The 17,396-nt window shown below is 63.3% G+C and carries 23 protein-coding genes and 4 pseudogenes; 2 read left to right on the forward strand and 25 right to left on the reverse strand.

Annotated features, from left to right (window positions below; all coding sequences use genetic code 11):
• The first annotated feature begins 109 nt into the window (after positions 1-109).
• On the forward strand, positions 110-1,723 hold the full coding sequence (locus tag ACVWW3_RS14755) for an OprO/OprP family phosphate-selective porin (protein WP_456649501.1): 1,614 nt from the start codon (positions 110-112) through the stop codon (positions 1,721-1,723).
• 41 nt (positions 1,724-1,764) lie between these two features.
• On the opposite strand, the gene ACVWW3_RS14760 is transcribed toward ACVWW3_RS14755, so the two are convergent.
• The gene (locus ACVWW3_RS14760) at positions 1,765-2,142 is read right to left on the reverse strand and encodes a winged helix-turn-helix transcriptional regulator (RefSeq protein ID WP_354104159.1); all 378 of its coding nucleotides are present in this window, start codon (positions 2,140-2,142) and stop codon (positions 1,765-1,767) included.
• A gap of 121 nt (positions 2,143-2,263) precedes the next feature.
• Here ACVWW3_RS14760 and ACVWW3_RS14765 point away from each other — a divergent pair, with 121 nt between their 5' ends.
• Positions 2,264-3,277, forward strand: coding sequence for a zinc-binding alcohol dehydrogenase family protein (locus ACVWW3_RS14765; RefSeq protein WP_247341193.1), 1,014 nt, complete (start codon positions 2,264-2,266; stop codon positions 3,275-3,277).
• A 100-nt stretch (positions 3,278-3,377) separates the two neighbouring features.
• Here the strand turns inward: ACVWW3_RS14765 and ACVWW3_RS14770 are convergent, their stop codons facing one another.
• The 24 genes and pseudogenes from ACVWW3_RS14770 to rplB form a co-directional block, all read right to left on the reverse strand.
• Entirely contained in the window at positions 3,378-4,166 is a 789-nt protein-coding gene (locus ACVWW3_RS14770; RefSeq protein ID WP_247341189.1) for an SDR family NAD(P)-dependent oxidoreductase, read from the reverse strand.
• 214 nt (positions 4,167-4,380) lie between these two features.
• Positions 4,381-4,797 (reverse strand): 50S ribosomal protein L17, encoded by a 417-nt coding sequence (gene rplQ / locus ACVWW3_RS14775; protein WP_007603047.1) that lies wholly within the window; start codon positions 4,795-4,797, stop codon positions 4,381-4,383.
• A 120-nt stretch (positions 4,798-4,917) separates the two neighbouring features.
• Positions 4,918-5,950 (reverse strand): annotated as a pseudogene (locus ACVWW3_RS14780) (DNA-directed RNA polymerase subunit alpha).
• Between the two features lie 111 nt (positions 5,951-6,061).
• A complete protein-coding gene (gene rpsK / locus ACVWW3_RS14785; protein WP_007603045.1) occupies positions 6,062-6,451 on the reverse strand; it encodes a 30S ribosomal protein S11 in 390 nt (129 codons plus the stop codon).
• A gap of 124 nt (positions 6,452-6,575) precedes the next feature.
• Entirely contained in the window at positions 6,576-6,944 is a 369-nt protein-coding gene (gene rpsM, locus ACVWW3_RS14790) for a 30S ribosomal protein S13 (protein WP_092034909.1), read from the reverse strand.
• A 187-nt stretch (positions 6,945-7,131) separates the two neighbouring features.
• Entirely contained in the window at positions 7,132-8,016 is an 885-nt protein-coding gene (locus ACVWW3_RS14795; RefSeq protein WP_456649500.1) for an adenylate kinase, read from the reverse strand.
• Between the two features lie 276 nt (positions 8,017-8,292).
• Positions 8,293-9,624 carry a preprotein translocase subunit SecY gene (gene secY, locus ACVWW3_RS14800; protein ID WP_246916884.1) on the reverse strand — a complete coding sequence of 444 codons (1,332 nt, stop codon included), beginning with the start codon at positions 9,622-9,624 and terminating at the stop codon, positions 8,293-8,295.
• A gap of 152 nt (positions 9,625-9,776) precedes the next feature.
• On the reverse strand, positions 9,777-10,262 hold the full coding sequence (gene rplO / locus ACVWW3_RS14805) for a 50S ribosomal protein L15 (RefSeq protein WP_354050817.1): 486 nt from the start codon (positions 10,260-10,262) through the stop codon (positions 9,777-9,779).
• A 75-nt stretch (positions 10,263-10,337) separates the two neighbouring features.
• Positions 10,338-10,544 carry a 50S ribosomal protein L30 gene (gene rpmD / locus ACVWW3_RS14810; protein ID WP_211399432.1) on the reverse strand — a complete coding sequence of 69 codons (207 nt, stop codon included), beginning with the start codon at positions 10,542-10,544 and terminating at the stop codon, positions 10,338-10,340.
• A 24-nt stretch (positions 10,545-10,568) separates the two neighbouring features.
• Entirely contained in the window at positions 10,569-11,156 is a 588-nt protein-coding gene (rpsE, locus tag ACVWW3_RS14815) for a 30S ribosomal protein S5 (protein ID WP_007603037.1), read from the reverse strand.
• 47 nt (positions 11,157-11,203) lie between these two features.
• Positions 11,204-11,566 carry a 50S ribosomal protein L18 gene (gene rplR, locus ACVWW3_RS14820; RefSeq protein ID WP_007603036.1) on the reverse strand — a complete coding sequence of 121 codons (363 nt, stop codon included), beginning with the start codon at positions 11,564-11,566 and terminating at the stop codon, positions 11,204-11,206.
• Positions 11,567-11,577: 11 nt separating this feature from the next.
• The gene (gene rplF / locus ACVWW3_RS14825) at positions 11,578-12,111 is read right to left on the reverse strand and encodes a 50S ribosomal protein L6 (RefSeq protein WP_247341181.1); all 534 of its coding nucleotides are present in this window, start codon (positions 12,109-12,111) and stop codon (positions 11,578-11,580) included.
• A 16-nt stretch (positions 12,112-12,127) separates the two neighbouring features.
• A pseudogene (gene rpsH / locus ACVWW3_RS14830) lies at positions 12,128-12,527 on the reverse strand (30S ribosomal protein S8).
• Positions 12,528-12,541: 14 nt separating this feature from the next.
• Entirely contained in the window at positions 12,542-12,847 is a 306-nt protein-coding gene (gene rpsN, locus ACVWW3_RS14835; protein ID WP_247341178.1) for a 30S ribosomal protein S14, read from the reverse strand.
• A 46-nt stretch (positions 12,848-12,893) separates the two neighbouring features.
• Positions 12,894-13,451: a 50S ribosomal protein L5 gene (gene rplE / locus ACVWW3_RS14840; RefSeq protein WP_247341176.1), complete on the reverse strand. Its 558-nt coding sequence runs from the start codon at positions 13,449-13,451 to the stop codon at positions 12,894-12,896.
• Positions 13,444-13,758 carry a 50S ribosomal protein L24 gene (gene rplX / locus ACVWW3_RS14845; RefSeq protein WP_247341174.1) on the reverse strand — a complete coding sequence of 105 codons (315 nt, stop codon included), beginning with the start codon at positions 13,756-13,758 and terminating at the stop codon, positions 13,444-13,446. The genes rplE and rplX overlap by 8 nt, the downstream gene beginning before the upstream one ends.
• A complete protein-coding gene (gene rplN, locus ACVWW3_RS14850) occupies positions 13,758-14,126 on the reverse strand; it encodes a 50S ribosomal protein L14 (protein WP_007603030.1) in 369 nt (122 codons plus the stop codon). Before rplN ends, rplX begins: the two co-directional genes overlap by 1 nt.
• Before the next feature lie 83 nt (positions 14,127-14,209).
• A pseudogene (rpsQ, locus tag ACVWW3_RS14855) lies at positions 14,210-14,460 on the reverse strand (30S ribosomal protein S17).
• 13 nt (positions 14,461-14,473) lie between these two features.
• Positions 14,474-14,680, reverse strand: coding sequence for a 50S ribosomal protein L29 (gene rpmC, locus ACVWW3_RS14860; protein ID WP_007603026.1), 207 nt, complete (start codon positions 14,678-14,680; stop codon positions 14,474-14,476).
• A 5-nt stretch (positions 14,681-14,685) separates the two neighbouring features.
• Positions 14,686-15,099, reverse strand: a complete 414-nt coding sequence (rplP, locus tag ACVWW3_RS14865; protein ID WP_063982581.1) for a 50S ribosomal protein L16 — start codon at positions 15,097-15,099, stop codon at positions 14,686-14,688.
• A 32-nt stretch (positions 15,100-15,131) separates the two neighbouring features.
• Positions 15,132-15,854, reverse strand: coding sequence for a 30S ribosomal protein S3 (gene rpsC, locus ACVWW3_RS14870; protein ID WP_247341170.1), 723 nt, complete (start codon positions 15,852-15,854; stop codon positions 15,132-15,134).
• Between the two features lie 18 nt (positions 15,855-15,872).
• Positions 15,873-16,259, reverse strand: coding sequence for a 50S ribosomal protein L22 (gene rplV / locus ACVWW3_RS14875; RefSeq protein WP_092034894.1), 387 nt, complete (start codon positions 16,257-16,259; stop codon positions 15,873-15,875).
• Between the two features lie 10 nt (positions 16,260-16,269).
• The gene (gene rpsS, locus ACVWW3_RS14880) at positions 16,270-16,548 is read right to left on the reverse strand and encodes a 30S ribosomal protein S19 (RefSeq protein ID WP_074116739.1); all 279 of its coding nucleotides are present in this window, start codon (positions 16,546-16,548) and stop codon (positions 16,270-16,272) included.
• A gap of 12 nt (positions 16,549-16,560) precedes the next feature.
• Positions 16,561-17,395: pseudogene (gene rplB / locus ACVWW3_RS14885) on the reverse strand (50S ribosomal protein L2).
• Position 17,396: the final 1 nt, after the last annotated feature.

Raw genomic sequence — 17,396 nt, forward strand, 5'->3', positions numbered from 1 at the left:
ACATCAGTGGGAACCGCGCAACCGGGCGCAGAGTCGCGGGGCAGTCATCGATCATACCTAGGCTCTCCGTTGCGACTTGAGGAAGTTCGTCAACCGATGGAGTCATGACGTGAGCAGGATCAGAATTGCAGCCACGGCGATCGGTCTCGCCGGCGCGCTGGCGGCCTCGCAGGCCCAGGCCCAATCGGCGAGCAGCAGCGATCAGGAGATCGCGCTCCTGAAGCAGCAATTGAAGATGCTGGAGCAGAAGCTCGACAAGCTCCAGAGCCAGACCGCCGCGAACACCGCGGCGACGGCGAAGGCCAGGACCGAAGCGAAGGCGGAGGCGAAAGCCGAAGCGCGTTCCGAAGCGAAGGCCGTCGTTGCCAATGCCAACGCGGCGATCCCGCTCAAGGGACCGGCGCCAGCGTCCGGCGTCGTGGTGACGATGCCGAATAACCGGCCTACCATCTGCACCGCCGATGGGGCGAACTGTGTGGGGATCACCGGCCGCGTGCATTGGGATGTCGGCGGCTATGACTATCGGCCCAACACGGCGGCGACCGTGCCGCAAAAGCTCGACAGCGGCGAGAACGTCCGTCGCGCGCGCATCGGTCTCGCCGGCAAATTCTTCAACGACTGGAATTTCGCGCTGGTCTACGACTTCGGCGGTTCCTCCGACGGATTTGGCGGCTCTGCGCCCGGCTCGCTACCCGGCGGCGGCGTCTCAGGCGTCGAGAACGCCTATCTCAGTTACACCGGCTTGAAACCGTTCGGCGGCAAGATGGCCATCGAAGGCGGCATCATGGACCTGCCCTACACCCTCGATGAGGCCACGAGCTCCAACGACATCATGTTCATGGAGCGCGCCTCAGCGGGCATCGTCGCGACCAGCATCGCCGCGGGCGACTTCCGCTCCGCCGTCGGCACGCGCTGGTACAACGACCAGCTCTGGATCGGCGGCTATGTCACGGGACCCTCGACCGGTGCGATCCATTCCGCGTCCAGCGTGGCACCGAACGGTGCCTCCGAGCAGTATGGCGCCGTCGCCCGCGTTGCCGGCCAGGTCGTCAGCGGCAAGGATTACTCGCTCCATCTCGGCGGAAACGCCGAATGGCTGATCCAGCCGCCGCGCAACATGGTGACGGGTGCGCAGACGGTCACGCTCAGCGACCGCCCGGAACTGCGCATCGATCCGACGGCACTGGCTACCACCGGTGCGATCGCCAATGCCTCTGGCGCGCAGGTCTACAGCGTCGAAGCGGCCGCCACCTACGGACCGCTGATCCTGCAGGGCGAATATTTCTGGTACAACATCGACCGCAGCGCCAATACCGGCCTGCCGCCGCTGGGTGCGCCGAGCCTCAAATTCCAGGGCGGCTATGCACAGGCCGGCTACGTGCTGACGGGCGAGGGCCGCAGCTACAACGCGGCGAACGCGGCCTATGGCGGCGTCAAGCCGGCGCACCCGTTCTCGCTCGATGGCGGCGGCTGGGGCGCATGGGAAATCGCGGGGCGCTTCTCGACCATCGACCTCAACGACCAGTTCGGGACCGCCACCGGCATCGCAGGCGGCCGGCAGACCGTCTACACGGCGGCCCTGAACTGGTACGTCAACGGCAACGTCCGCTTCATGCTCGACTATCTGCATGGCACGGTATCGAAACAGGCCTCACCGGTCTCGGCCGCCGATGTCGGCTCGAAGTTCGACGCTGTCGCGATGCGAACCCAGTTCGCGTTCTGAGATGATCTCTGCCGGGAGCGGCACCGTCCGCTCCCGGAAATCTACGCGGCGCGCTTCGGTTTCTTCACGACGACCGGCGCCGGCGCGCAGGACAGCCGCTGCTGATGGCTCTCGCCCCAGGCCTTCAGGATGTCGATCACGGGCTTGAGGCTCTCGCCGAGATCGGAGAGAGAATATTCCACGCGCGGCGGCACCTCTGCGTAGACCTTGCGAATGACGAGCTTGTCCTCCTCCAGCGCACGAAGCTGCTTGGTCAGCATGCGCTGGGTGATGCCGGGCACCCGGCGGCGTAATTCGCCGAAACGCTGGGTGCCGTCTTGGAGGTGGTAGAGGATCACGCCCTTCCACTTGCCGTCGATGAGATCGAGCGTCGCCTCGACCGAGCATCCGGGACGACGGGCGAAGTCGCGCCGTTTCATGTGTGTTTTCCCAATAGTATCCAAACAGGGACTATATCCCCGAATTTACAGTACTTGCCAAATTAGAGCCAGAGCGACAGTTAGGACGGCAGGCGAGCACGCCATCTGATGGAGACAAGCCATGAAGGCCGTCGGCTACAAAAAGTCGCTTCCGATCGAGGATCAGGACGCGCTGATCGATTTCGAGACCACCAAGCCCGAACCCAAGGGGCGCGACATCCGCGTGGCCGTGAAGGCGATCTCGGCCAATCCGGTCGATTACAAGGTGCGCAAGCGCGCCGCCCCGCCCGAGGGCGAGACGAAGATTCTGGGCTATGACGCGGCCGGCGTGGTCGACGCCGTCGGTCCCGACGTCACGCTGTTCAAGCCGGGCGACGAGGTGTTTTACGCCGGCTCGATCCTGCGCCAGGGCACCAACTCCGAATTCCATCTGGTCGACGAGCGTATCGTCGGCAACAAGCCGAAAAGCCTGTCGTTCGCGCAAGCCGCCGCCCTTCCCCTCACCTCCATCACCGCCTGGGAGCTGTTGTTCGATCGGCTCGGTGCGGTGCCCGGCAAGAGTGTCGATCCGCGCACCCTGCTGATCACGGGCGGCGCCGGCGGCGTCGGCTCGATCCTGATCCAGCTCGCCCGCCGCCTCACCGGGCTGACGGTGGTCGCGACCGCGACGCGGCCCGAATCGCAAAAATGGTGCCTCGATCTCGGCGCGCATGCGGTGATCGACCACGGCCAGCCAATGAAGGAGCAGATCGAGAAGCTGAAGCTGCCGCCGGTCGCGCTGGTTGCGAGCCTCACCTTCACCGACCAGCACTACAAGGCGATCGCGGACGTGATGGCACCACAGGGCAAGTTCGGCCTGATCGACGATCCCCCGGAATTCACCGTGAGCGCGTTCAAGGGCAAGGCGATCTCGGTGCACTGGGAATCGATGTTCACGCGCTCCTCGTTCCAGACCGCCGACATGATCGCGCAGCATCATCTGCTGGGCGATGTCGCCGACCTCATCGACAAGGGCGTGCTGCGCACCACGCTCGACCAGACCTTTGGCACGATCAACGCCGCCAACCTCAAGCGCGCGCATGCGCTGCTCGAGAGCGGCAAGTCGCGCGGCAAGATCGTGCTGGAGGGGTGGTAGATAATGCTGCGTAGGGTGGTTAGCCTTGCGACTGCGCGAAGCACAGTTCGCACGGCGCAACCCACCCTGCGATTCCGCGCTTGACGCTGCACTGCAGCCTTTACGCAATCGTGTTGACGATGCCGCCCTCGGCACGCAACGCCGCGCCGTTGGTCGCGGAGGCTTCCTTCGAAGCCGCATAAACCACCATGTTGGCGATTTCGTCGACGCTGGCGAAGCGCTGGAGCAGCGAGCTTGGGCGATGCTGTTTGACGAAATTGGCCGCGGCCTCGTCGAGTGACTGGCCGTTCTGCTTGGCAAGATCCTTTACAAACGTCTCGACGCCTTCAGACATGGTCGGACCCGGCAGCACGGAATTGACGGTGACGCCGGTGCCGCGGGTTAGCTGCGCCAAGCCCCGCGCGACCGAAAGCTGGGCCGTCTTGCTCATTCCATAGTGGATCATCTCGACGGGAATGTTGAGCCCGGACTCCGAGGAGATGAAGACGACGCGGCCCCAGTTACGCCCAAGCATGCCCTTCAAATACGCGCGCGAGAGACGCACGCCGCTCATGACGTTGACCTCGAAGAAGCGGCTCCAGTCCTCGTCCGGAATGTCGAAAAAGTCTTTCGGCTCGAAGATGCCGGCGTTGTTGATGAGGATATCGACCTCAGGCAGCGCCGCCACGAGTGCCTTGCAGCCCGCAGCGGTCGAGACATCGGCGGCGATGCCGCGGACCTTCCCGCCCACACCTTGCAGCTTGCGCACGACCGCATCGACCTTCTCCTGGCCGCGTCCGTTGATCACGACGCTAGCTCCCGAGCCGGCAAGACCCTTGGCGATGGCGTGGCCGATGCCGGCGGTCGAGCCGGTCACGAGGGCGGTCTTTCCGGAAAGGTCGATGTTCATGCGATGTCTCCATTGATGCTGACGGAGATATCGTGCGCTGCAAGGGCGGCCGCAATCGCCCCTCACCGACGCGTGAGGATTCAGTTGCGAGGCGGAAGCGTCCTGAGAAACGCGACCATGGCGTCGAAACGATGCGCGCCATGAGACGTCGCCGCGTCATACAAAAAAGCGGCGCCCAAGGGCGCCGCTTTCTGAAAACTCGCTACCGGTCGGCTTACGCCGCCTCGGCTTCCTTTTCCTGCACCGGACCGGAGTCCTGGCCCTTGGCATCGACGTCGCGATCGACGAACTCGATCACGGCCATCGGGGCGTTGTCGCCGTAGCGGAAGCCGGCCTTGATGATACGGGTGTAGCCACCCTGGCGGTCCTTGTAGCGGGGCGCGAGCGTGTCGAACAGCTTCCTGACCTGATCCTTGTCGCGCATCTCGGAGATGGCCTGGCGGCGCATGGCCAGCCCGCCCTTCTTGCCGAGAGTGATCAGCTTCTCGACGATCGGGCGCAATTCCTTCGCCTTCGGCAGCGTCGTGACGATCTGCTCGTGCTTGATCAGCGCGGCGCACATGTTGGCGAACATCGCGCGGCGATGCTCCGCGGTGCGGTTGAGCTTGCGATGAACCTTGCCGTGACGCATTTTTCTATTCCTTGAATTTCATTCGTCGCGACGGTTCGTCGGACTTGTTGCTCAGGTGGGCTGCCTGCGTTCGCCCGCAAAGGCGCGATGCATTCGCGCCTTTGCCTGTTGTAGTTCAGATCAGTAGTGATCCTCGAAGCGCTTGGCGAGCTCGTCGATGTTCTCCGGCGGCCAGCCCGGCACTTCCATGCCGAGATGCAGACCCATCTGGGCCAGCACTTCCTTGATCTCGTTCAGCGACTTGCGGCCGAAGTTCGGAGTGCGGAGCATTTCCGCTTCGCTCTTCTGCACGAGGTCGCCGATGTAGACGATGTTGTCGTTCTTCAAGCAGTTGGCCGAACGCACCGACAGCTCGAGCTCGTCCACCTTCTTGAGGAAGGCCGGATTGAAGGCGAGGTCCGGGATGATCTCCTGGGCGACTTCCTTGCGCGGCTCTTCGAAGTTGACGAACACGTTGAGCTGATCCTGCAGGATGCGCGCGGCGTAGGCCACGGAGTCATCCGGCGTCAGCGCGCCGTTGGTCTCGATCGTCATGGTCAGCTTGTCGTAGTCGAGGATCTGGCCCTCGCGGGTGTTCTCGACCTTGTAGGAGACCTTGCGGACCGGCGAGTACAGGCTGTCGACCGGGATCAGGCCGATCGGCGCATCCTCGGGACGGTTGCGCTCGGCGGGCACGTAGCCCTTGCCGGTGGCGACCGTGAACTCCATGCGGATCTCGGCGCCCTCGTCCAGGGTGCAGATCTGCAGGTCCGGGTTGAGCACGACCACGTCGCCGACGGTCTGGATGTCGCCAGCGGTGACAGCGCCCGGGCCGGACTTCTTGACGACCATGCGCTTGGGGCCTTCGCCCTGCATCCTGATCGCGATGTCCTTGATGTTGAGCACGATGTCGGTGACGTCCTCACGGACGCCCGCGATCGAGGAGAACTCGTGCAGCACGCCGTCTATATGCACCGACTGAACCGCTGCGCCCTGGAGCGAGGACAGCAGAATGCGGCGCAGCGCGTTGCCGAGCGTCTGGCCGAATCCGCGCTCGAGCGGCTCGGCGACGATGGTCGCGAAACGGGGTCGGATCGCTGCCGGGCTGCACCTGGAGCTTGTTCGGCCGAATCAATTCTTGCCAATTTTTCTGGATTGTCACTGTTTCACCCATACAGGCCAGTCAAACTGCTGCTGCAGACACTGGCGTTGGAGAAAGGCCGCAGATCATTCCCACGGCTTTGCAAAAAGTCATTGCGGGCGTCAGAGCGCCCGCAATTTGGTATCAAACGCGCCGACGCTTGCGGGGACGGCAACCGTTGTGCGGGATCGTGGTCACGTCACGGATCGAGGTGACGGTGAAGCCTGCGGCCTGGAGCGCGCGGAGCGCCGATTCGCGGCCCGAACCGGGACCCGCGACTTCGACTTCCAGCGTGCGCATGCCGTGCTCCTGCGCCTTCTTCGACACGTCCTCGGCGGCAACCTGCGCGGCATACGGGGTCGACTTGCGCGAACCCTTGAAGCCCATCGTGCCGGCGGAAGACCAGGCAATCGTGTTGCCCTGCGCGTCGGTGATGGTGATGGTCGTGTTGTTGAACGACGAGTTCACGTGCGCGACGCCGGAGGCGATGTTCTTGCGCTCACGACGACGAACGCGGGTGGCTTCCTTGCCCATAGAGTACCTTTCCTGGAGATCTCAAACGCCGCCGTAATGCCAGCGGCTACACCTGATGGAACGAAAGGCGCGTGGCGAACAGGTCATCCCCTTTCGCCACACGCCGCGATCTGGATTCGAAAACTTACTTCTTCTTGCCGGCGATGGCCTTGGCCGGGCCCTTGCGCGTGCGCGCATTGGTGTGGGTACGCTGGCCGCGCACCGGCAGGCCGCGACGATGGCGCAGGCCGCGATAGCAGCCGAGGTCCATCAGACGCTTGATGTTGATGCCGACCTCACGACGCAGGTCGCCCTCGACGAGATAGTCGCGGTCGATCACTTCGCGGATCTGGAGCACTTCGGCGTCGCTGAGCTGATTGACGCGACGATCCTCGGGGATCTTCACCTTCTCGATGATCTCACCGGCAATCTTCTGGCCGATGCCATGGATGTACTGGAGCGCGATCAGAACGCGCTTGTTGGTCGGAATGTTCACGCCGGCAATACGGGCCACGGCCTTCTCTCCTGTCGCCGATCCCTCGTCAGGAATCTGGCCTTAAGTGCTTGGTTTCTCGGGCAGGTGTTCACAAACGCGAACACGACGCCCACCCCTGGTCTTCCTGGGGCCCGGCATCGTTTTAAACTATCCGACTTGGATGCGGGGCTTATTAGGGGATTCAGGGGGCTTTCGTCAACCGCCGCTAGCGCTTGGCTCGCTTTTTCGTGACCTTTTTTGCAGTCTTTTTGGCACCCTTTTTGACAGCCTTCTTGGCAGTCTTTTTGGTCGTCTTTTTGTTGGTCGCCTTCTTGCCGGCTTTCCTGACCGCCTTCTTGGCACCCGTCACGGCCTTCTTGCCGGCCTTTTTGGCGGATTTCGCAGCCTTTTTGGCTGTTCTGCTCGGCTTTTTGGCCGATTTCTTCGCCGCTCTCGCCTTTTTGGCCAGGGCCGCCTTGGCCGCGCTCCGGGCGCGGGTCCTGCTATGCGTCTTGGGCTCGACCGCCCCGAGCGCCAGGAGCTGGCGATGAATGGCGCGGGTGACCTCGTCGATGGCCATCATGCCGTCGATGGTCGAAAGCTTCCGCCGCTCGGAATAGTAGTGAATCAGCGGTTCCGTCTGGTTGCGGTAGCTGGCGAGTCGCTTGGTCAGAACCTCCGGAGTGTCGTCGAGTCGGACCTCCTCCCCGCGCTCCCGCATCTGGGCGACGCGAGTTTCGACACGACTCAGGAGCGCGCTCTCGTTGACGCGGAGCTCGATCACGGCGTCGAGCTTGAGGTGCTTGTGCTTGAGCAGCTCATCCAGCGCCTCGGCCTGCGGCACGGTACGCGGGAAACCGTCGAGGATGAAACCGTTTCTGGCGTCCGGCTGATCGATCCGGTCGGAGATGATTCCGACCACGACATCGTCGGGCACGAGGCCGCCGCTGGCCATGATCTCCTTGGCCTTGAGTCCGACCGGCGTTCCGGCCGCAACGGCCGCGCGCAACATCTCGCCGGTCGAGAGCTGGACGATGCCATAGCGCTGCACCAGCAGTTGCGCCTGGGTCCCCTTGCCCGATCCCGGCGGTCCCAGAAGTATGATTCTCATCGGCATACGCCCCCCGCATTGGTGAGCGATACGTCGCGCACCCGTGTTTTGAAGTCCAACTACAGTGCAAATCATAATCGGCGCCGCACCGCTACCCATATCATAGGGGAGCAAATGGCCGGACGCCAAGAAGGCCTTTGAGATCAGTGTTTGCGCTACAGGCAGAGCCGCTCTGCCGGTGCGACCGAATGGCTCGCTGGCCGTCCCTGCAGGCGCCGTGCGTTGCTCGCGCGGCGAATCGGGGGCGCAGTCGCGCCGCCCGAGAGGACGCCGCGCTTAACGGCGGCGGCCGCGCAGCTTCGACTTCCGGATCAGGCCTTCGTACTGATGCGCCAGCAGATAGCCCTGCACCTGCGCCACCGTGTCCATGGTGACGCTGACGACGATCAGCAGCGAGGTGCCGCCGAAATAGAACGGCACCGAGGCGTAGGAGATCAGGATTTCCGGGATCAAGCAGACGATCGCCAGATAGACCGCGCCAAGCACGGTGACGCGCGACAGCACGTAATCGATATATTCCGCGGTGCGCTCGCCGGGACGAATGCCCGGAATGAAGCCGCCGTGCTTTTTCAGATTGTCCGCGGTCTCGGTCGGATTGAACACGATCGCTGTGTAGAAGAAGGCGAAGAACACGATCAGCGCCAGATACATGATCAGGAACAGCGGACGGCCGTGGCCGAGCTGGGTGGTGATCCACTGGAACCATTCCGGCCCGCTGCCCGCGTTGAAGTTCGCAACCGTGGTCGGCAGCAGCAGCAGCGAGGAGGCGAAGATCGGGGGAATCACGCCCGAGGTGTTGAGCTTGAGCGGCAGATGCGAGGACTGGCCCTCGAACATCTTGTTGCCGACCTGGCGCTTCGGATACTGGATCAAGAGCCGGCGCTGGGCGCGCTCCATGAACACGATGAAGGCGATCACGGCGACCGCCATGATGATGACAACCAGGATCAGGCCGGTCGACATCGCACCCTGACGGCCGAGCTCGAGCATGTTGGCGAGCGCCGCGGGCAGCTCGGCGACGATGCCGGCGAGAATGATCAGGGAGATGCCGTTGCCGATACCTCGCGAGGTGATCTGCTCGCCCAGCCACATCAGGAACATGGTGCCGCCGGTCAGCGTGATCGCCGTGGACAGGCGGAAGAACATGCCGGGGTCGCTGACGACGTTGCCGGCGCCTTCGAGGCCCACCGCGATGCCGTAGGACTGGAACGCCGCGAGAATCACCGTGAGATAACGGGTGTACTGGTTCAGCAGCTTGCGGCCGGACTCGCCTTCCTTCTTCAGCGCCTCGAGCTGGGGCGAGACGGTGGTCAGAAGCTGAATGATGATCGAGGCCGAGATGTACGGCATGATGTTCAACGCAAAGATCGCCATGCGGTGAATGCCGCCGCCGGCGAACATGTTGAACATGCCGAGGATGCCGCCCGCCTGGGAGCGGAACACCTGCTCCCAGATGTTGGGGTCGATGCCGGGCAGCGGGATATAGGTCCCGAGCCGATAAACCAGCAGCGCACCCAGGGTGAACCAGATGCGCTTCTTCAGTTCGTCGGCCTTGGCAAACGCACCGAAATTGAGATTGGCTGCCAGTTGTTCCGCTGCAGAGGCCATCTTGGACTTTCTCCCGCCGCCTATTGCGCCGTTATGCCCGCGGCCGGGCTACATTATACCGGACACCGGACATTATCTGGGGCTACGGCTTCGATAAGTCCATCGTCCCGCATGCGCAAAGGCCCGCGAACCGCGGGCCAATGACGCAGTTGTTACGCCGCCTCGCCTTCTTCCTTGGCAGGCGCGAGGATCTTCACCGAGCCGCCGGCCTTCTCGACCGCTTCAATCGCGGTCTTCGTGGCACCATGGACTTCGATGTTGAGCTTGGCCTTGAGCTCGCCGCGGCCGAGCAGCCGCAGGCCGCCCTTGGGGCGGCGGAGCACGCCAGCCTTGACCAGCGATTCGACGTTCACGACGCTGCCGGAGTCGATCTTCTTGGCATCGACCGCGTCCTGGAGCCGGTCGAGATTGATCTCGACGAACTCGACCCGGAAGATATTCGTGAAGCCGCGCTTCGGCAGACGGCGATGTAACGGCATCTGGCCGCCTTCGAAACCCTTGATGCGCACGCCCGAACGCGCGGTCTGACCCTTGCCACCGCGGCCAGCCTGCTTGCCCTTGCCCGAACCAATGCCGCGGCCGACGCGCATGCGCTTCTTGCGCGAGCCGGCATTGTCGGCGATATCGCTGAGCTTCATCGCCCTGCTCCTTGTTTCTTGCGCATGACCTTCACCGAAAACGGGTCCCCGCTTTTCGGGATCGTGCGCCTTTGCTTACTTCTCGTCGACGATGCGAACGAGATGGTGAACTTTCAAGATCATGCCGCGGACCGCCGGAGTGTCCGGCAGTTCGCTGGTGCGGCCGATCTTGTTGAGCTTGAGCCCGATCAGCGTCGAACGCTGCGAGTGATGGCGGCGGATTGCGCTGCCAGTCTGCTCGAGCTTGATCGTCTTTGCGGTCGTAACGGCACTCTTGGCCATGGGCGTCTACTCCGAAAGCTTCCGTTATTCGGCAACCGCCTCGGCGTCGCCACCGATACGGCGGGACTGGAGGGTGGACACCTTGATGTTGCGGCGGGCAGCGACCGAGCGCGGCGAATCCTGATGCTTCAGCGCGTCGAAGGTTGCGCGAACCATGTTGTACGGGTTCGAGGAACCGATCGACTTCGCGACCACGTCCTGAACGCCGAGCGTCTCGAACACGGCGCGCATCGGACCGCCAGCGATGATACCGGTACCGGCCGGGGCTGCGCGCAGGTAGACACGCCCAGCGCCATGACGGCCGGCGATGTCGTGATGCAGCGTACGGCCCTCGCGCAGCGAGACGCGTGTCAGGTTGCGCTTGGCGGATTCAGTTGCCTTGCGGATCGCCTCAGGCACTTCGCGCGCCTTGCCGTGACCGAAGCCGGCGCGGCCCTTCTGATCGCCGATCACGACCAGCGCTGCGAAACCGAAGCGCTTGCCGCCCTTGACGACCTTGGCGACGCGGTTGATGTGGACGAGCTTGTCGACGAACTCGCTGTCGCGCTCTTCCCTGCGTTCACGTCCGCCGCCGCGTTGATCGCGTCCACCACGTTGTTCGCGTTCTGCCATGGTTTTTCCAGTCCTTCAGAGGCTTACGCCTCAATCCTCAAATTCTGTTAGAAGCTCAGCCCGCTCTCACGCGCCGCGTCGGCAAGAGCCTTGACGCGCCCGTGATAGAGATAGCTGCCGCGATCGAACACGACTTCCTTGACACCCTTCTCGGCGGCGCGCTCGGCCAGCAGCTTGCCGACCGCCTTCGCCGCATCGATATCGGCGCCGGTCTTGCCGCCATCGCGCATCGACTTCTCGAGCGAGGAGGCAGAGGCCAGCGTCTCGCCCTTCAGGTCGTCGATGACCTGGGCGTAGATGTGCTTGGACGAGCGGAACACCGACAGGCGCGGACGGCCGCCACCGGAGCGGCGAAGCTTCAGCCGTACACTGCGCTTGCGCCGGGCATTCGTAACCTTGGCTTTCGACATGACCGGCTCCGTTACTTCTTCTTGCCTTCCTTGCGGAAGATGAATTCGCCAACATACTTCACGCCCTTGCCCTTGTAGGGCTCCGGCGGACGATAGGAGCGAATCTCGGCGGCGACCTGGCCGACGCGCTGGATATCGCTGCCCGTCACCGTGATCTCGGTCGGCTTCGGCACGGTGATCGTGATCCCTTCCGGGATCGCGTAGACCACGTCGTGGCTGTAGCCGAGCGCGAGCTGCAGGTTCTTGCCCTGCAGCGCGGCGCGGTAACCGACGCCGGTGATTTCGAGCTTCTTCTCGAAGCCCTTGGTAACGCCTTCGACCAGATTCGCGACCTGAGCGCGAGCGGTCCCGTACAGGGCCCGTGCGCGGTTGGTCTCGACCCGCGGGTTCACCTTGACCTGGCCATCCTCGAGCTTCACCTCGACGTCGCTATGGACGACGAATTGAAGCTGGCCCTTCGGCCCCTTCATCTTGACGGTCTGCCCGTCGACGGCCGCGGTCACACCCGACGGCACCGCTACCGGCCTTTTGCCAACTCGTGACATGGATCAAAAATCCTTCTCAGAACACCGTGAAGAGAACTTCGCCGCCCACATTCGCTTCGCGCGCACTGTGGTCAGCCATGATCCCCTTCGGCGTCGACAACACCGAAATGCCGAGCCCGTTGTTGACCCGCGGCAGAGCCTTCACCGAGGCGTAGACACGACGCCCGGGCTTGGAGACTCGTTCGATCTCGCGGATGACGGGCTCGCCGTCGAAATACTTCAGCTCGATCTCGATCTCGCTGCGGCCCGGAGGAGTGCTCGAGCGTGGCGTAACCGCGGATGTAGCCCTCGGTCTTGAGAACCTCGAGCACGTTCTCGCGCATCTTCGAACCAGGCGTGGAGACCTTGCTCTTGGAACGCATCTGCGCGTTGCGGATACGAGTGATCAGATCGCTGATTGGATCGTGCGTAGACATCTAAACGACCCTCCTTACCAGCTGGACTTCACGAGGCCCGGGACCATGCCCCTGGAGCCAAGGTCCCGCATTGCGATGCGGGACAGTTTGGTCAAGCGATAATTCGAGCGCGAACGGCCCGACAGCTCGCAACGCAGACGGATGCGGGTGGCCGACGAATTACGCGGCATTTCCGCAAGCTTCAGGGTCGCGGCGAACCGCTCCTCCATCGGCAGCGTCTTGTCGGCGATGATCGCCTTCAACCGCGCGCGCTTCGGGGCGGCGTTCTTCGTCATCCGCTTGCGCCGGTTGTTCTTCTCGACTGAACTCTTCTTTGCCATGCTTGGCTCCTGGGTATCCGCGTTTGAGAGGCTTTACGTCAGCGTCTCACTGCCGGAACGGGAAATTGAAAGCGGTCAACAAGGCCCTCGCCTCGTCGTCGGTCTTGGCCGTGGTGCAGACGGTGATGTCCATACCGCGCGATTCCGTGACCTTGTCGAAGTCGATCTCGGGGAAAATGATGTGTTCCTTGAGGCCGAGCGAATAGTTGCCGCGACCGTCGAAGCTCTTCGGATTCAGGCCACGGAAATCTCGGACGCGCGGCAGCGCGACCGTCACCAGGCGATCGATGAACTCGTACATGCGGGCCTTGCGCAGCGTGACCTTGCAGCCAATCGGCTGGTTCTCACGCAACTTGAAGGTCGCGATCGCGACGCGCGAATAGGTCACGATCGCCTTCTGGCCGGCGATCTGGGTCAATTCGGCAGCGGCGTTCTCGGCCTTCTTCCGGTCGTTGACGGAATCGCCAACGCCCATGTTCAGCACGACCTTGTCGAGACGCGGAACCTGCATGACGTTATCATAACCGAACTTCTCGGTCATTTCCGTCCGGATCTTCGCGTCGAATTCCGCGCGCAGGCGCGGCGTGTAAGCGGCCTCAGCCATCGATCTCAGCTCCCGAGCTCTTGGCGATGCGGACCTTCTTGCCGTCCGCCAGAATCTTGAATCCGACGCGGGTCGGCTTTCCGTCCTTGCCGACATACGCGATGTTGGACAGTTGGATCGGCGACTCTTTCGAGATGATGCCGCCCTCCTGGGCCTGCGTCTGCTTCTGGTGACGCTTGACCATGTTGACGCCACGCACGAGCGCGGTGCCGGCATCGGGGCGCACTTCGAACACCTCGCCGGTGCGACCCTTATCGCGGCCGGTCAGCACGATGACCTTGTCGCCTTTGCGGATTTTCGCGGCCATCACAGCACCTCCGGCGCGAGCGAGATGATCTTCATGTGGTTCTTGGCGCGCAGCTCGCGCGGCACGGGCCCGAAGATACGGGTGCCGACCGGCTCGGACTGATTGTTGATCAGAACGGCAGCGTTCCGGTCGAAGCGGATGACCGAACCGTCAGCGCGGCGGATGTCCTTGCGGACGCGCACCACGACGGCCTTCATCACGTCGCCCTTCTTCACCTTGCCACGCGGAATTGCTTCCTTGATCGAGACGACGATGATGTCGCCGATCGTGGCGTAGCGGCGCTTGGAGCCTCCGAGCACCTTGATACACATGACACGGCGTGCGCCAGAATTGTCGGCCACGTCGAGGTTGGTCTGCATCTGAATCATTGATGCACCTCGTCCTCTTCTCTTTGCGCCAGCCCAGCCGGCGCTCAACATTTCCCTGAAGTCAGTCGGCTAAAGCCAACAGATCAGGCGCTTTTCTTGTGTTCGCCCCGGATCACGACCCAGCGCTTCAACTTCGAAACCGGCTTCGATTCCTCGATCCACACCATGTCGCCCGGCTTGAACTCGTTGCTCTCGTCGTGCGCGTGGTAGTTCTTCGAACGGCGGATCGTCTTCCCTTGTAGATCGGGTGTGTGAAGCGGCGATCGACGCGCACCACGATGGTCTTGGCTTGCTTGTCGCTGACGACCACGCCCTGCAAAGTACGTTTCGGCATCTTCGTTAGCCTCTTACTTCTTCTTCGCGCGCGTCTGCGCGGCGACGGTCTTGATCCGGGCGATGTCACGGCGGGCCTCGCGCAGGCGCGAGGTGTTCTCGAGCTGCCCGGTGGCGCGCTGGAAGCGCAGGTTGAAACGCTCCTTCTTCAGGTTCAGGATGGCGTCATCCTGCTGATCGGGGCTCAACGCGCGGATGTCTTCGATCTTCATCTGGGCCATGGCCATTACTCCGCAATGCGCTCGACGAAGCGCGTCTTGATCGGCAGCTTGGCTGCCGCCAGGGTCAGCGCTTCACGCGCGGTCTGGGTGTTGACGCCGTCGATCTCGAACAGCACCCGGCCCGGCTTGACGCGCGCGACCCACAGTTCCGGCGCGCCCTTGCCGGAGCCCATGCGGACTTCGGCGGGCTTCTTCGACACGGGAACGTCGGGGAACACGCGGATCCAGACGCGGCCGGCGCGCTTCATGTGGCGGGTCAGCGCGCGGCGAGCGGCTTCGATCTGGCGCGCGGTGACGCGCTCAGGCTCGGTCGCCTTCAGGCCGAACTGGCCAAAGGCCAACGTCGCGCCCGAAGACGCAACGCCGTGGATGCGGCCTTTATGCGCCTTCCGGAACTTCGTCTTCTTAGGTTGCATCATGGCTTCAAGCCCTCAAATTCTCTGTGCTGGCCTCAGGCCGCGTTATCTCGGCGCTGCCGGCCGCCGCGATCGCCGCCGCCACCAGTCTCGCCTTCGGCCATTCTCTTGTCCTGGGCCATCGGATCGTGCTCGAGGATCTCGCCCTTGAAGATCCAGACTTTGACGCCGCAGGTGCCGAAGGTCGTGAACGCGGTCGCAACGCCGTAGTCGATGTCGGCCCGCAGCGTGTGCAGCGGCACGCGACCTTCGCGATACCACTCCATGCGCGCGATTTCCGCGCCGCCGAGACGCCCCGAGCAGTTGATGCGGATGCCTTCCGCGCCGAGACGCATCGCCGACTGAACGGCGCGCTTCATGGCGCGGCGGAACGCCACGCGGCGCTCCAGCTGCTGCGCGATCGATTCCGCCACCAGCGTCGCATCGAGCTCCGGCTTGCGGATTTCGACGATGTTGATGACGACGTCGGACGAAGTGATGTCCGCGACCTTCTTGCGCAGCTTGTCGATGTCGGCGCCCTTCTTGCCGATCACCACGCCCGGACGAGCCGAGTGGATGGTGACGCGGCACTTCTTGTGCGGACGCTCGATCACGATGCGGGCTACAGCCGCCTGCTTGAGCTCCTTGTGCAGGATCTCGCGGATCTTGACGTCCTCGTGCAACAGCTTGCCGTATTCCTGCTTGCCGGCGAACCAGCGGGAATCCCAGGTCCGGTTGATGCCGAGACGCAGACCGATCGGATTGATCTTTTGACCCATCGTGTGCTCCTGCGTCCCTTAAGCCGCTGCTTCGGCTTCGACCTGACGAACGATGATCGTCAGCTGCGAAAATGGTTTGTAGACACGGCCCGAGCGGCCACGGCCGCGGGCGGCAAAGCGCTTCATCACCAGGCCGTTGCCGACGAAGGCCTGCGCCACGACGAGATCGTCGACGTCGAGGTCGTGATTGTTCTCGGCATTCGCGATAGCCGATTCCAGGCACTTCTTCACGTCAACCGCGATCCGCTTGCGCGAAAACTGCAGATCGGCAAGAGCAGAAGCCGCCTTCCGGCCGCGAATGAGCTGGGCGACCAGGTTGAGCTTCTGCGGGCTCACCCGAAGCATCCGGGCGACCGCCTTGGCCTCGTTCTCGGCGAGGCTCCGTTCGCGCTTAGGTTTGCTCATAGTTTAATCCTCAAGCCCTCTTGGCTTTCTTGTCGCCGGAGTGGCCATGGAAGGTCCGGGTCGGCGAGAACTCGCCGAACTTGTGACCGACCATTTCCTCGTTGACGGCCACCGGCACGTGCTTCTGACCGTTGTAAACGCCGAAGGTCAGGCCGACGAATTGCGGCAGGATCGTCGAGCGACGGCTCCAGATCTTGATGACGTCGTGACGGCCGGACGCGCGCGCGGCATCTGCCTTCTTGAGCAGAGAACCCTCGACGAACGGGCCTTTCCAGACTGAACGAACCATGTCCGGCGATCCTTACTTCTTCCGCTTGTGGCGGCTTAGGAGAATGAATTTGTTGGTCGACTTGTTGGAGCGGGTCTTCTTGCCCTTGGTCGGCTTGCCCCACGGAGTGACCGGGTGGCGACCGCCCGAGGTCCGACCTTCACCACCGCCGTGCGGATGGTCGATCGGGTTCATCGAAACGCCGCGGTTGTGCGGCTTGCGGCCCAGCCAGCGGTTGCGGCCGGCCTTGCCGATCGAGGTGTTCATGTGATCCGGGTTCGACACCGCGCCGATCGTGCCGCGGCAACGGCCGTGCACCAGGCGCTGCTCGCCCGAATTCAGGCGGATGATCACGTAGTCCTGGTCGCGACCGACGAGCTGGGCATAGGTACCCGCGGAACGGGCGAGCTGGCCGCCTTTCCCGATCTTGAGCTCGATGTTGTGGATGATCGTGCCGACCGGCATGTTGCCGAGCGGCATGACGTTGCCCGGCTTCACGTCGACGTAGTTGCCGGCGACGATGGTGTCGCCCACGGCCAGGCGCTGCGGCGCCAGGATGTAGGCCTGCTCGCCATCCTGATACTTGATCAGCGCGATGAAGCCGCTGCGGTTCGGATCGTATTCCAGCCGCTCGACGGTCGCGGGAACGTCGATCTTCTCACGCTTGAAATCGACGGTGCGCAGCGTCCGCTTGTGACCACCGCCACGGAAGCGCACGGTGATGCGACCGGTGTTGTTGCGGCCGCCAGAGGAATGCTTGCCTTCGGTGAGCGCCTTGACCGGCTTGCCCTTGTAGAGAGCCGAACGATCGACCATGACCAGCTGGCGCTGGCCCCGGCGTCGTGGGATTGAATGTCTTCAGTGCCATC

It is taken from the genome of Bradyrhizobium sp. LM2.9, assembly GCF_054056555.1.